Genomic DNA, 13,312 nt, shown 5'->3' with positions numbered 1-13,312 from the left:
ACCTGGAACAGCTGGCTGGAGAACGAACCGTCCAGCAGCTTGGTGCCGTTGAAGTCGGACTGCTTGGCCACGCGGTCGATTTCGCTGACCAGCTGGGTCACTTCGGCCTGCAGCGCCTTGCGGTCGCTGGCGGAGTTGGTGGCGTTGGACGCCTGCACGGCCAGTTCACGGACGCGCTGCAGGTTGTTGCCGATTTCGGTCAGCGAGCCTTCTGCAACCTGGGCCAGCGAGATGCCGTCGTTGGCATTGCGGATGGCCACGTCGGTGCCGCGGATCTGGGTGCCGAAGCGCTCGGAGATCGCCAGGCCAGCCGCGTCGTCCTTGGCGCTGTTGATGCGCGAACCCGACGACAGGCGCTGGATGGTGGTGGCCAGGGAGCTGCCGCTGGTGCTCAGGTTACGCTGAGCATTCAACGACATCGTGTTGGTATTGATGACTTGTGCCATGGGAAGAGGTCCTTGAGCGGTTGCACGTGATTTGGGTTAGACGCTCATGACGTGCTTCAGGAGCGGCTCATGTCAGCGCTGCAACAGGCTGAGCACGTTCTGCGGCACCTGGTTGGCCTGGGCCAGCATGGCCGTACCGGCCTGCTGCAGGATCTGGGTGCGGGTCAGCTCTGCGGTTTCCTTGGCGAAGTCGGTATCGCGGATGCGGCTGCGCGAGGCGGACAGGTTTTCCGAGGAGGTCTGCAGGTTTGCGACGACGGAAGTGAAGCGGTTCTGGATGGCGCCGAGGTCGGCGCGGACGCTGTTGACCGATTCCAGGGCCTTGTCGACAATTTCCAGGGCCTTCTGTGCGCCGACGTAGGACGAGACGTCCAGGTTCTGCACGAAGCTGGAGGTGGCGGTGGCGGCAACCGAGCTGGGCGCGGCGGCGGTGGAGTCGGCCAGGCCGAGCTGGGCGGCGCCGTCGATGACCAGGTCGCGGTCGGCCTGGACCGAGGTCAGCTTGAGGCGGTGGGTGTCGGGGGTGCCGGCGGTGGTGACCACTTCGGCATAGACACCGGCTTCGCCGATCTTGCTGTTGATCTGGGCCGCGGCGGAGGCGGCAAACTCGGCGGTGGTCTTGCCGGTGATGGTGCCGATGGCGGCGCCGTTGATGGTGACGCCGGCGAGGTCGGTGATGGTGGCGACGTCGGCGGTGCTGTCCACGGGGGCGGCGAACTTGGCGTTGCCCAGCGAGCTGGCCTTGGCGTCGACGACGTTGTTGATGGCAATGGCCTGGCCGGCGTTGGCGCCAACCTGGAACAGCTGGCTGGTGAAGCTGCCGTCGAGGAGCTTGGTGCCGTTGAAGTCGGACTGCTTGGCAACGCGGTCGATTTCGCTGACGAGCTGGGTGACTTCGGCCTGGAGGGCCTTGCGGTCGCTGGCGGAGTTGGTGGCGTTGGAGGCCTGGACGGCCAGTTCGCGGACGCGCTGGAGGTTGTTGCCGATTTCGCTCAGGGAGCCTTCGGCGACCTGGGCCAGCGAGATGCCGTCGTTGGCATTGCGGATGGCGACGTCGGTGCCGCGGATCTGGGTGCCGAAGCGCTCGCTGATGGCCAGGCCGGCGGCGTCGTCTTTCGCGCTGTTGATGCGCAGACCGGACGAGAGGCGCTGGATGGTGGTAGCGAGCGAGCTGCCGCTGGTGCTCAGGTTGCGCTGAGCGTTGAGCGACATCGTATTGGTGTTGATTACCTGTGCCATGGGTCGTCTCCCTTATTGGAATCCCGGTGGTGAATGGAACGAAGCGCCGCCGTTTTTTTTTGTTTGGCTGTGTGCTTCGCTGTTGCCAAATCAATAACGGCGCTTTGTCAACAACCTTTAGGCGGAAATCTCGCTGGGGTTGCCGGTGCTGCCGTCCGGGGCCTTGGCTGTGCTCCCCGATAGAAGGGTTAACGGCGCGGGAGGCGGAAATTGAAGGGGTTTTCACGCGCAACGCCAGGCGCGGCCGGGCTCGCGCCGTAGAGCCGGGCTCTGCCCGGCTTGCATCCACAGCAAAGCGCCGCATCGGCTACATCTTGGAGAGGCCCGGCCCGGGTGGGCCGGCGGGACACGCCGTAAACCCCGCTCCGCGGTCCAGCCCAGCCGCTGGCGGCTGTGCGTTCAGTCGCATGCGAGGCAGTGCCTCGCGAGCAATGCGCCTTCACCCTTGGGGGCTCGTGGGCGCCATCCATGGCGCCCAACGGTCCCGCCAACCCACCCGGGCCGGCCCTTCCTGATTAGGTCGGCACGCAAGGAAAGGGCGGTAGAGCAGGGCGGTAGAGCAGGACACCGTCTGCGGCTTCTGCGCGGTCAAGGCGCCCGCAAACCACACGTTCCGACGCGGCATGACGCCGGTAGGGTCGGTTCCCAAACGACTGCCGATACCCTGCATCGGCGCGACGAACGCCTGCTGGGCATCGAAGAAGGCTCGCGCGCGCTCATTCACGCGGAATGCCGCCAGGCGTTCGCTGCGCCGCGGGCGCATTTGACGACGCCCAACAAAAAAGGCCGCGATGCTGTTCGCATCGCGGCCTTCAGGTCTTCATGGCATTTCGTAACGCGCTGTCAGCGCAGCGTGTTGAACAACGACATCTGCTGCATCTGCGAGAACAGGGTCTGCGCGGCCTGCAGGGCGGTGCTTTCCAGCTGGTACTGGCTGATGGCGTCGGCGTAGTCCAGGTCGCGCATCTGCGACAGCGTGCCCTTGAGGGTGACGGTGTTGGATTCGCGCATGTCCGCGGCATTGTCCAGCGCCTTGAGCTGGGCACCGCCGGCGGCGCGGGAGTCGATCATGCGTTCGGAGGCGCGGGCGACGTCGCGCAGGCCGCTTTGCAGCAGGTTCTGCTGGGCGGCGGACTGGCTGGCGCTGCCGGTGTCCATTTTCAGCGAGCCGATCAGGCTGTCCAGGGTGCTGAAGATGTCGCGGCTGGTGGCGGGGCTTACGTTGAAGGTGTCGCCGGCGGCCGGCTTGCCATCCACGTGCAGGCGCACGCCATTGAGGATCAGGTCGTCGCCGGCCTTCATGGTGCCGGTGGACACCACCGTGCCGGTGTCGTCGAGCAGTTCGTACTGGTCGGCGGCGGTGAAGCGCACGCTGAAGGCCTTGCCGTCCCAGCTGTTGCTGCCGTCGCGGGTGACGTTGGTGAGCACGCCGGTGCCGGTGTTGCCGGTGGCCGCCGCACCATCCACGTGGCCGTCGCCGGTGCCGATGCGCAGGAAGATCTCGCTGCCGGGCAGGGCGTCGAGCACGTAGGTGTCCGGGCCCACTTCCACCTGGCGCTGGTTCTGGTCGCCGTTGTAGACCACCTTGCCGTCAACCTGGCTGAAGGGCGGGCTGCCGTCGGCGGTGCCGCCGAACAGGTAGCGGCCGGTGCCGTCGGTGCTGTTGGCCAGCGCCAGCAGGTTGCTGCGGATTGCCTCGATCTCGGTGACCATCGACTGCTTGTCGGAGGAGGCCAACGCCGGATTATTGGCGTAGATGGTCAGTTCGGTGATGCGACCCATCATGTCACCGACCTGGGCCAGTGCGTTTTCCTGCAGGCCCAGCCGGTTCTGCACGTTGCCGGCGTTGAGCTGCATGCGGTCCAGCGAGGCCAGCGTGCGGTCCAGGCCCACGGCGGCGCCGGAGGCGACCGGGTCGTCCTTGGCGGTCACCAGGCGGCGGCCGGTGGCGATCTGCTGTTCCAGGTGGCTCATCTTGGCCTGCTTGGCCATCATCAACGAGACCGACTGGCTGAACATCATGCCGGTGGAAATACGGTTGTTCATCGGCCTACGGCTCCGAGAATGGTCTGGAACATGGTGTCGGCGGTGGAGATCAGCTGCGAGGCGGCCTGGTAGGCCTGTTGCAGCCGCAGCATGTCGGCGGCCTCCTCATCGAGGTTGACCCCGGAAATCGAATCGCGCGCGGACTGCGCCTGGTCGGTGATCACCTGCTGGGCCTGCAGCGAGTAGTCGGCCGAGCGTGCGGCCGCCCCCACCTGCGTGGTCAGCCCGCCGAGGGCGCCGCTCAAGGTAACGGTGCCGTCGTTGAACGCCTTGGCCTGTTCCACCTTCGCCAGCAGCAGCGCGTTGCTGTTGTCCGACGAGCCGGCCGGGGTCGGCCCGATGCTGAAGGTGTCGCCGGTCTTGGGCGCGCCGTCGAGCACGAAGCTCCAGCCGTTGGCACTGATGGTCTGGCCAGCCGTGTAGGTGAACGGGCCGGCGCCATCCAGCGTGTACTGGGTGCCGCTGGTGAACACGATCGCGGCCGGGTTGCGCAGTGCGGCGTTGCCGTGGTCGGTCACCTTGACCCCGGTCAGTTTGCCGGTGCCGCTGTTGGACAGGGCGGCGGTGCCCTTGATCGGGGCGGCCGCGGCAATGCGCGAGGTGTCGGTGATGGCCACCGACATCGTGCCGGCCACGCCGGCGGTGGGCTGCAGCAGCATGCGGTCGTTCAGCGCCGGGGTGCCGGTCATCACCAGCTCCACGCCATTGAGCACCAGCGGGTCGGTGGCGGTGCCGGTACCGGTCATGGCGATCGCCACGCCGGTGTCGGCACGGCTGGCCTGCCACTGGGTACCGTCGAACTTCAGCACCACGTTCTGCCCGTCCAGCTTGGACAGGTCGCCGAAGCTGGCGGTCATGCTGGCGGTACCGGCATTGCCGGCATGGCCGGTGATGCGCGGCGCGCCGATGTTGAAGAAGTCGCCGCCCAGGTTGCCGTACAGGTCCGCGCCCTGGCGGTGCACGTCGTTGAAGCTGCTGGCCATGCCGATCGCCAGCTTGCCCAGTTCGGCCTGGGTGGGGGTCAGCACGGTGTCGCGGAATTCCAGCAGGCCGCCGATCTGGCCGCCGAGCGTCTTCGATTCCAGGGTGATCTTCTGGCCGGCACTTTCCAGCGCCAGCTGCAGGCGCTCGGGCATGTACGGGTCGGATACGGTGGTGACCTTGGACGCGGTGGTGCCCACCACCAGCGCCTGGCCGCCGGCCGTGTAGACGTTCATGATGCCGCCGTCCTGCATCACCGCGTTGCCGCCGGTGTAGCCGACCAGATTGGCGATCAGCTGGTCGCGACGGTCCAGCAGGTCCGGCGCGGCATTGGCCGCGTTGCCGCCGATGGCGCCATTGAGCTGCGCGATTTCCTTGGCCAGCCGGTTGATCTCGCTGGCGCCGGCGATCAGGCCGTTGTTGACCTCGCCGTTGAGCGTATTGAGCTGGCCGTTGAGCTGCTGGAAGCGGCTGGCCAGGGTCTTGCCCCCGTCCAGCATGTTCTGGCGGTCGGCAGTGCCGGAGGCGTTGGAGGACAGGCCGCTGACGGTGTCGAAGAAACTGGACCAGACCCCGGACACGTTGGTGGCGGTATCGGAGAACATCGCATCGACGCGGTCGGCCATGCTGGACAGCTGCTTCAGCCGCGCCAGTTCGCCGCTGCCATCGAGCAGCCGCGAGATCGCCAGCTGGTCGGCCACGCGGCGGATGTCGCTGATGCGCGTGCCATTGCCCACGTCGCCATAACCGAAGTTCTGCGGGTTGGCGGTGGCGAAGTCGACCTTCTGCCGGCTGTAGCCGGGCGTATTGATGTTGGCGACGTTATGGCTGGTGGTCGCCAACGCCCGCTGGAAGGCGAGCAGGGCGCTGGTGCCGGTGGAAAGTACGCTGGACATGGGTTACCTCAACGACGGATGACACCCAGCCCGGTCGGGCTGGCGGTGCTGGCAAAGGTGCGGCCCAGCTGCTGGCTGGCGTCGCCCACGGCGGCGATGGCGCGCTCGATGGTCGGGCCGCCGGCAATCGCGGCGATCTTGGCCGCGTAGCTGGGATCGGTGGCGTAGCCGGCCTTCTGCAGGCCCTGGGCAAAGCCGCGGACGTCGCCGCCGGCCTGCAGCGCGTTCTGGTAACGCGGGCTGTTCTTGAGCAGTTTCACGTAGTCGGCAAAGCTGTCGCCCACCGAGGTATAGGCGCGGAAGCTGGCGGTCTCGTTGCGGCGCACGCCGTCCACATATTCATGCGTGCCGCTGCTGGCGCGTTCGCCGCTCCAGCCGGTGGCTTTGATTCCGAACAGGTTGTGCGAGCTGCCGCCGCCGTTGCGCTGCACCAGTTTGCGACCCCAACCGGTTTCCAGTGCGGCCTGGGCGACCAACGCCTTGGCGTCCACACCCAGTTCGCGCGCGGCCTGCTGCGCGTGGCCCCAGATGCTGGCCACGAAGCCTTCCGGCGTGTGCGGCCCAAGCTTCGCGGCGGCGGTGTTGGCCGCCAAGGTATCGACTGCGCCCGGCCCGCGCGCGGTGTCGTTGACCCCGCTCCAGCGGTCGTTGGCCAGCGCCGCCCAGTTTTCCTGGGTGGGCTCGCTCACGCCCGGCGGCGTGGCATACGGATCGCTGCGCCCGATCGCCTCGTGCATCTGGCTGCTTTCGCGGCCGGCGATCAGGTCCAGGGCGCGCTCCATCGGCTGCAGTACCGCCGACGGATCGGCGCCACGCAGCTGCTGCAGCAGGTCCACTTCGCTCGGCGCGCTGGCCGGGGCGGTGCCGGTCGGCAGCGCCATCGGCGTGGCGGCAGGCGCATTGAGCCGGTAGGCACGCAGCGCGGCCGCCGGGTTCAGCGCGGTGTCGGTCGGCTTGGCCGCGTCGGCCTCGGCGCCGCCGAGCTGGCGGGTGATCATCGCCGACAGCCCCAGGCCGCGGCCGCGGGTCATCGCCTCGGCGATCTTCTTGTCGTACATCTCGCGGAACATGGTGTTTTCGGCGGGAAACAGCGAATCGCCGAAGCTGGCATCGCGCATGCTCTTGACCAGCATCTGCGCGAACTGGCCTTCCAGCTGGCGCGCCACCTTGTCGACCTTCGCCGGGCTGTTGGCCTGGGTCGGATTGAGTTCCAGTGCGGGATTGATGCGCATGTCAGATCACCTCGAGTTCGGCGCTCAGCGCGCCGGCCTGCTTGAGGGCTTCCAGGATGGCGATCAGGTCGCCGGGGGCCGCGCCTACCGCGTTGACCGCGTGCACGATCTCGTCCAGCGTGGTGCCGCCGGTGAACTTGAACATGCGGCTGCCATCGTTGGTGGCGGTGATGGTGGACTGCGGCGTGGCCACGGTCTGGCCATTGCCGAACGCGTTGGGCTGGCTGACGTTGGTGTTCTCGTTGATGGTCACGGTCAGCGAACCATGCGAAATGGCCGCCGCGCCCACCCGAACCTGCGAGCCGATCACCACCGTGCCGGTCCGTGCGTTGACCACCACCTTGGCCGGCGCACTGCCGGGGGTGAGTTCCAGGTTCTCGATGCGGGCCAGCAGGCCGATGCGCGCGCCCGGGTCGCTGGGCGACTGCACCGACACCGTCACGCCGTCGATCGCGCGCGCAGCGCCATCGCCAAAGGCGTTGTTGAGCGCGGCGACCATGCGCGACACCGTGGTGAAGTCATTCTTGTGCAGGTTCAGGGTGATGTCGCCGCCGCCGTTGAACACGTCCGGCAGGGCGCGCTCGACGGTGGCACCGTTGGGAATGCGGCCAACGCTGGGCACGTTCACCGACACCCGCGACCCGTCCTTGCCCTGTGCACCGAAGCCGCCGACCACCAGGTTGCCCTGGGCGATCGCATAGACCTGGCCGTCGGCACCGCGCAGCGGCGCCATCAGCAGCGAGCCGCCGCGCAGCGACACCGCGTTGCCGATCGACGACACGGTGATGTCGATCGGCTGGCCCGGCTTGGCGAACGGCGGCAGCTCGGCATGGATGGCCACGGCCGCCACGTTCTTCAACTGCGGGTTGACGTTGGCCGGCACGTTGACGCCCAGCTCGCCCAGCAGGTTTTTCAGGCTCTGCACGGTGAAGGGTGCCTGGCTGGTGCGGTCGCCGCTGCCGTCCAGGCCGACCACCAGGCCATAGCCCACCAGCGCATTGGTACGTACGCCGCCCACTTGGGCCAGGTCCTTGATGCGTTCGGCAGCGGCCGGGGCCGCCACCGCGAACACGGCGAGCAGCGCCACCGTGGCACGCACCACGTAGCGCGACGCGATGCGTCGCTGCCCGAACAGGGAGAAGGAAAAGGTCATGTCAGGCTCAGAACGGCGTCAACGCCGAGTTGAAGAAGCGGCTCAGCCAGCCCATTGCATTGGACTGGGCAACCGGGCCGCGGCCGCCGTAGACGATGCGGGCATCGGCAACGCGGCTGGACGGAATGGTGTTGTCGGGGAAGATGTCCGCGGCGCGCACGATGCCCTGTACCTGCACCAGCTCGTCGCCCTGGTTCAAGCGCAGGTTCTTGGCGCCCTGGACCACCAGGTTGCCGTTGGGCAGGCGCTGTACCACCGTGACGGTCACGCTGCCCTGCAGGCGGTTGCTCTGCGCGCTGGTGCCCTTGCCGGCGAAGTCGCGCGACCCGGCTGCGCTGGCGGCCAGGATGTCCTTGCCACCCAGCGTCACCGGTGCGCCGAACAGGGTCGGGGTGCCGATGCTCAGCTCCGATTCCTTGGCCGTGGTGGTGTTGGCGGTGGTCTGCGCGGTGGTGCTTTCGGTCAGGGTGATGGTCAGCAGGTCGCCGACATCACGCGCGCGGCGGTCCGAGTACAGCTGCAGGCCGGGGCCGGCGGCGTAGATCGCGCCGGCGGTGGCCTGCGCGCTGGGCGCCACGATCGGGGTGATCGGCGCCATCGCCGGGTAGGGCCGGACATCGCCGGCGATGACGCAGCCGCCGAGCAGGGCGACCACGGAGCTGGCAAGCAACAGGCGAAGGGTAGGGCGCAGGGGCAGCATGGCAGTTCTTCCGGTTCGGCCGATCAGACGTTCTGGTTGAGGTAACCGAGCATCGCGTCGGTGGTGGAGATCGCCTTGGCGTTCATTTCGTAGGCGCGCTGGGTTTCGATCATCGACACCAGCTCTTCGACCACGTTCACGTTGCTGCCTTCCAGCGCGCCCTGCACCACGCCGCCCAGGCCGTTCAGGCCGGGGTTGCCGTTCTGTGCGGGGCCCGAGGCGGTGGTTTCCAGGAACAGGTTTTCACCGCGTGCCTGCAGACCGGCCGGGTTGACGAAGTCGGTCAGGGTCAGCGCGCCGATCTCCACCGAGGCGGCGTCGTCGGCCATCTTCACGCTGATGGTGCCGTCGGTGCCGATCGTGAGCGACTGCGCCCCTTCGGGAATCTGGATGCCCGGCTGCACCGGGTAACCGCTGTTGGTGACCAGTTCGCCCTGCTGGTTGCGCTGGAACGAGCCGTCACGGGTGTAGGCCGAGGAACCGTCGGGCATCTGCACTTCGAAGAAGCCGCGGCCGTTGACCATCACGTCCAGTGCGCGACCGGTCTGCTGCTGGCTGCCCTGCTCGAAGTTCTTCGAGGTGGCCACCACGCGCACGCCGGTGCCGAGCTGCAGGCCGGTGGGCAGCTGGGTCTGCGCCGAGGACGCGCCACCGGGCTGACGCACCTGCTGGTACAGCAGGTCTTCGAAACTGGCACGGTCCTGCTTGAAACCGGTGGTGTTGGTGTTGGCGAGGTTGTTGGAAACCACCGACATGCGCGTCTGCTGCGCATCCAGTCCGGTCTTGGCGATCCACAATGCCTGGTTCATGGCGATGTTCCTTTGTCTGTTGCGGGTGGCCGCATGGGGCGGCCGTTACAGGAGCGAATGCATGGCGCGTGCCAGAACCGCGCCGGAAAGCCGTCACCGGGTGCGATCAGCCACCCAGGCGCAGCAGGCTGTTGGCGCTGCGGGCGTTGTCGTCGCCGTGCTTGATCACCTTCACCTGCATTTCGTACTGGCGCTGCAGCTGGATCATCTGCACCAGCGCGCCGGCGGCATCGACGTTGCTGCCTTCCAGCTGGCCGCTTTCCAGCGACTTGCCCTGGGCCTGCACGAACGGCTGCTGCGGGTCGGTGTTGCGCATCAGCCCGTCCAGGCCACGCTCCAGCCGTTCGTCGGCGGCGGCGACCACGCGGATCCGGCCGATGTTGGCCATGGTCTGCGGGCCTTCGCCGAGCGGGATGATCGAGATCGTGCCGTCGTTGCCGATGTCCATCGCCTGGTGCGGCGGAATGGCGATCGGCGCGCCGTTCTCGTCCAGCACCGGATGGCCGCCGGCGGTCACCAGCTGGCCATTGGGCGTGATCGAGAGCGCCGCACCCCGGGTGTAGGCTTCACCGCCCCCGGCCGGGGCCTGCACCGCCAGCCAGTTGCCCGACTGCAGCGACAGGTCCAGCGGGTTGCCGGTGATCTGCTGCGCGCCCATGCGCCGGTTGAAGCCGGCGTCGACGTGCAGGGCGTCCACGCGCGAGGCGTAGCCGGTGCCCTTGATCGGGAAGGCCTCGGTGTTGGCGAGGGCTTCCTTGAAGCCAGGGGTATCGGTGTTGGCCAGGTTGTGCGAGAGCGTGCCCTGTGCCTGCAGCGACGCACGTGCACCGGTCATCGCTACGTAGAGCGCCTTGTCCATCGTCTTGTTCCCGTGATGCGGTCAGTGGCTCATCAACGGATGTTGATGATGGTCTGGGTGATCTGGTCCATGGTCGAAACCATCTGCGAATTGGCCTGGAAGTTGCGCTGGGCCGTGATCATGTTGACCAGCTGCTCGGTCAGGTCGACCGTGGAGGCTTCCAGCGAACCGGCCTGGACCTTGCCCAGGTTGGAGCTGTCCGGCGAACCGGTGCGCGGGGTGCCCGAGCTGAAGGTTTCCACCCACAGGTTGTTTCCCTTGGCTTCCAGGCCCTGGGTGTTGTTGAAGGTGGTCAGTGCCACCTGGCCCAGTGCCTTGTCATCGCCGTTGGAATAGCGCGCGTAGACCACGCCGTCTTCGGACACGGTGATCTCGTTGAGCTTGCCGGCCGCGTAGCCGTCCTGCTGGGTGTTGCGCAGCGCGAACTTTTCGCCGTACTGGGTGGAGCCGGAGATATCCAGGGTCAGCGCCAGCTGGCCGGCACCGGTGCTCGGGGTGAACGGGGTCAGGGTGATCTGGCCGTTGGCCGGGGACGTCAAGGCGCCGGCGTTGTTGAAGGTCAGCGCGGTGGGGGCGCCCGCAGCCTGGCCGTCCACATAGTTGTAGACCTGCCATTCGTTCGGGTTGGCGGTCTTGACGAAGTACGAGGTCTGGGTGTGGCTGACGCCCAGCGAGTCGTACACGGTGATGCCGCCGGTGGACTGGCTGTAGCTGTTGGAGTCGGTCGGGCTGAACGGGTTGACCGTCGGCACCTTGGCGTCGGCCGGCAGTGTGAAGCTGACGTTGACCTTGCTGGTCTGCTTGGGCGGGCTGTCGGTGGTGAGCAGCTGCAGGTCGACCAGGCGGCCGGCATCGAAGCTGGTGCCGTCGGCGTTCGGGGCGAACACCTGCAGGCGCGCGCCCTGCGGGTTGGTCACATACCCGGCCTGGTCGGTCTGGAAGTTGCCGGCGCGCGAGTACACGCGGGCGCCGTTCATGGACATGGTGAAGAAGCCCTCACCGGAAATGGCCATGTCCAGGCTGCGCCCGGTCTGTTCGTTGTTGCCCTGCGAGAACTGCTGGGCCACGTTGGTCAGGCGCACGCCCTGGCCGATGGCATTCTTGGACAGGCCGTAGCTGGTGGCCGAGAACAGGTCGGCGAATTCGGCGCGCGACTGCTTGAAGCCGGTGGTGTTGACGTTGGCGATGTTGTTCGCGGTGACGTTCAGATCGGCATTGGCAGCGTTGATGCCGGACAACGAGACATTGAAGCCCATGGGATTGCTCCTGGTATGCGGGGTGGGGCGGCTCAGCTGATGCGGAGCACGTAGTCGATCGGGGCCGTGCCCAGGCCCTTGAGGTTGAGGTACAGCCCATCGGAGCCGACGGTGACGCTTTCCACCGGGGCTTCGACGTAGGTGTTGGCCTTGGTCTTGGCGCCGGCGCTGTCGGTGAAGGTGGCGGCGAGGGTGTAGCTGCCGGCCGGCATGCGGTTGCCGTTGGCGTCCTTGCCGTCCCATTCGAAGGTGACTTCGCCGGCGGCCTTGGCTTCCACGCTGAGCGTGTTGACCTTGACCCCGTTGGCATCGGTGATGTCCACGTTGACGAAGCCGGCGCCGGGCGCGGCGACCATGCCGTTGGTGGCCCCTTCGGTTTCCAGCGACCACTTGGTGGAGGGAATCAGCACGTCGTGGCCGACCAGGGCGGCACCGCGCAGGATCTGGTCGCCGGACATCTGGTCCTGGAAGCCCTTCACGGTGGTGTTGAGGTCGGTGATGCCCTGCACCTGCGACAGCTGCGCCATCTGCGCCACCATCTGGGTGTTGTCCATCGGCTTGAGCGGGTCCTGGTGCTGCAGCTGCTCGGTCATCAGGCGCAGGAAGTCGGCCTGGTCCAGGGTGCTTTTCTTCTTGCTGGTGTCGCTGTTGGGTGCGTTGAGGCCGAGCGCGGAATAGATATCGCTGCCCTGGCCGACGCCGCTGGTGCTGCTCATGACGGTATGTCCTGTGGAATGAAGGGTCAGCGACCCATGGTCAAGGTGGCCAGCGCCAGTTCCTTGGCGGTGGTCAGCATTTCCACGCCCGCCTGGTAATTGCGCGAGGTGGAGATGAGGTTGACCATCTGCGCGACCGGATCGACGTCGGGCTGGTAGATGTAGCCGTCGCCATCGGCGAGGGGGTGGCCCGGCTCGTAGCGCTTGATGGGCGCGGCGTCGCTCTGGCTGATTTCCTTGACCTGGACGGTGGTGATGTTGGGGTCGGTGCGGCTGGTGACCGACTGGAAGATGGGTTCGAGCGGCTTGTAGACGGTCTCGGCCGAGCCGGTCACGGTGTCGGCGTTGGAGAGGTTGGAGGCGATGGTGCTCATGCGCACGGACTGGGCCTGGAGGGCCGAGCCGGCGATGTCGAAAATGGGGAGGTTGCTCATGGCTTATTGGCCTGTGATGGCGGTGAGCATGGAGCGCACCTTGGATTCGACGAAGCTGAGCGAGGCGCGGTATTCCAGCGCGGCGCGGCCATAGGCGGCCCGTTCGGCATCGGGGTCGACGGTGTTGCCGTCGATGCTGGGCTGGACGCCTTCCTTGGCAATCTGGAAGGGGTTGAGGCCGCCGCCGATGGCGTAGTGCTGTTCGTTGGTGGTTTTCATGAGGCCGTTGCTGTCCAGGCCCTGGGCATTGCGCAGGGCGGCATCGAAGTCGAGGTCCTGGGCCTTGTACCCGGGGGTGTCGGCATTGCTCAGGTTGCTGGCGATCAGCTTCATCCGCTGCTCGCGCAACGGCATGGCCTGGGCATGGACCCCCAGATAGTCGGAAATCAGATTGGGCATGGCGCGCTCCCACGGGACGATGGGGGGAGTGGTGCAAGGGCTGTGCCAGTCGGCGCGTTGTTTCTGCGAGTGGCGCGGGTCGGCAGAGCCCGCCGGGACACGCCGTGAACCCATCCCTGGGGGCTCGTGGGCGCCATCCATGGCGC

At 67.1% G+C, this 13,312-nt stretch carries 13 protein-coding genes; all 13 read right to left on the bottom strand.

Annotated elements, in window-relative coordinates:
- The coding region (locus AC1DCJ_RS20145; protein ID WP_478071783.1) for a flagellin N-terminal helical domain-containing protein at positions 1-446 on the bottom strand (446 nt) is incomplete at its 3' end.
- 72 nt (positions 447-518) lie between these two features.
- Positions 519-1,685 (bottom strand): flagellin, encoded by a 1,167-nt coding sequence (locus AC1DCJ_RS20140; protein WP_478071782.1) that lies wholly within the window; start codon positions 1,683-1,685, stop codon positions 519-521.
- 843 nt (positions 1,686-2,528) lie between these two features.
- Positions 2,529-3,731 carry a flagellar hook-associated protein FlgL gene (gene flgL, locus AC1DCJ_RS20135; RefSeq protein ID WP_038688443.1) on the bottom strand — a complete coding sequence of 401 codons (1,203 nt, stop codon included), beginning with the start codon at positions 3,729-3,731 and terminating at the stop codon, positions 2,529-2,531.
- A complete protein-coding gene (gene flgK, locus AC1DCJ_RS20130; protein WP_320490760.1) occupies positions 3,728-5,608 on the bottom strand; it encodes a flagellar hook-associated protein FlgK in 1,881 nt (626 codons plus the stop codon). The genes flgL and flgK overlap by 4 nt, the downstream gene beginning before the upstream one ends.
- Positions 5,609-5,616: 8 nt before the next feature.
- Positions 5,617-6,840, bottom strand: coding sequence for a glucosaminidase domain-containing protein (locus AC1DCJ_RS20125; protein ID WP_478071781.1), 1,224 nt, complete (start codon positions 6,838-6,840; stop codon positions 5,617-5,619).
- A gap of 1 nt (position 6,841) precedes the next feature.
- Positions 6,842-7,993 (bottom strand): flagellar basal body P-ring protein FlgI, encoded by a 1,152-nt coding sequence (locus tag AC1DCJ_RS20120; protein WP_478071780.1) that lies wholly within the window; start codon positions 7,991-7,993, stop codon positions 6,842-6,844.
- A gap of 7 nt (positions 7,994-8,000) precedes the next feature.
- Positions 8,001-8,693, bottom strand: a complete 693-nt coding sequence (flgH, locus tag AC1DCJ_RS20115; protein WP_478071779.1) for a flagellar basal body L-ring protein FlgH — start codon at positions 8,691-8,693, stop codon at positions 8,001-8,003.
- A gap of 23 nt (positions 8,694-8,716) precedes the next feature.
- On the bottom strand, positions 8,717-9,502 hold the full coding sequence (gene flgG, locus AC1DCJ_RS20110; RefSeq protein WP_038688435.1) for a flagellar basal-body rod protein FlgG: 786 nt from the start codon (positions 9,500-9,502) through the stop codon (positions 8,717-8,719).
- Between the two features lie 106 nt (positions 9,503-9,608).
- The gene (locus AC1DCJ_RS20105) at positions 9,609-10,361 is read right to left on the bottom strand and encodes a flagellar basal body rod protein FlgF (RefSeq protein ID WP_137189434.1); all 753 of its coding nucleotides are present in this window, start codon (positions 10,359-10,361) and stop codon (positions 9,609-9,611) included.
- Positions 10,362-10,393: 32 nt separating this feature from the next.
- Positions 10,394-11,617 (bottom strand): flagellar hook protein FlgE, encoded by a 1,224-nt coding sequence (flgE, locus tag AC1DCJ_RS20100; RefSeq protein ID WP_038688432.1) that lies wholly within the window; start codon positions 11,615-11,617, stop codon positions 10,394-10,396.
- 32 nt (positions 11,618-11,649) lie between these two features.
- On the bottom strand, positions 11,650-12,333 hold the full coding sequence (locus tag AC1DCJ_RS20095) for a flagellar hook assembly protein FlgD (protein ID WP_038688431.1): 684 nt from the start codon (positions 12,331-12,333) through the stop codon (positions 11,650-11,652).
- Between the two features lie 26 nt (positions 12,334-12,359).
- Positions 12,360-12,767, bottom strand: coding sequence for a flagellar basal body rod protein FlgC (gene flgC, locus AC1DCJ_RS20090; RefSeq protein ID WP_038688429.1), 408 nt, complete (start codon positions 12,765-12,767; stop codon positions 12,360-12,362).
- Between the two features lie 3 nt (positions 12,768-12,770).
- On the bottom strand, positions 12,771-13,166 hold the full coding sequence (gene flgB / locus AC1DCJ_RS20085) for a flagellar basal body rod protein FlgB (protein ID WP_038688427.1): 396 nt from the start codon (positions 13,164-13,166) through the stop codon (positions 12,771-12,773).
- Positions 13,167-13,312 lie beyond the last annotated feature (146 nt).

The sequence above is a fragment of the Stenotrophomonas sp. 10N36 genome (genome assembly GCF_056395005.1).
Note: the sequence above shows the minus strand (reverse complement) of the source record. Positions and strands in the feature narration are given on the sequence as shown.

Bases quoted from the DNA above. Each gene is read 5' to 3' on its own strand.
- AC1DCJ_RS20140 (WP_478071782.1), bottom strand. From the start codon at position 1,685: ATGGCACAGGTAATCAACACCAATACGATGTCGCTCAACGCTCAGCGC.
- flgL (WP_038688443.1), bottom strand. From the start codon at position 3,731: ATGAACAACCGTATTTCCACCGGCATGATGTTCAGCCAGTCGGTCTCG.
- flgK (WP_320490760.1), bottom strand. From the start codon at position 5,608: ATGTCCAGCGTACTTTCCACCGGCACCAGCGCCCTGCTCGCCTTCCAG.
- AC1DCJ_RS20125 (WP_478071781.1), bottom strand. From the start codon at position 6,840: ATGCGCATCAATCCCGCACTGGAACTCAATCCGACCCAGGCCAACAGC.
- AC1DCJ_RS20120 (WP_478071780.1), bottom strand. From the start codon at position 7,993: ATGACCTTTTCCTTCTCCCTGTTCGGGCAGCGACGCATCGCGTCGCGC.
- flgH (WP_478071779.1), bottom strand. From the start codon at position 8,693: ATGCTGCCCCTGCGCCCTACCCTTCGCCTGTTGCTTGCCAGCTCCGTG.
- flgG (WP_038688435.1), bottom strand. From the start codon at position 9,502: ATGAACCAGGCATTGTGGATCGCCAAGACCGGACTGGATGCGCAGCAG.
- AC1DCJ_RS20105 (WP_137189434.1), bottom strand. From the start codon at position 10,361: ATGGACAAGGCGCTCTACGTAGCGATGACCGGTGCACGTGCGTCGCTG.
- flgE (WP_038688432.1), bottom strand. From the start codon at position 11,617: ATGGGCTTCAATGTCTCGTTGTCCGGCATCAACGCTGCCAATGCCGAT.
- AC1DCJ_RS20095 (WP_038688431.1), bottom strand. From the start codon at position 12,333: ATGAGCAGCACCAGCGGCGTCGGCCAGGGCAGCGATATCTATTCCGCG.
- flgC (WP_038688429.1), bottom strand. From the start codon at position 12,767: ATGAGCAACCTCCCCATTTTCGACATCGCCGGCTCGGCCCTCCAGGCC.
- flgB (WP_038688427.1), bottom strand. From the start codon at position 13,166: ATGCCCAATCTGATTTCCGACTATCTGGGGGTCCATGCCCAGGCCATG.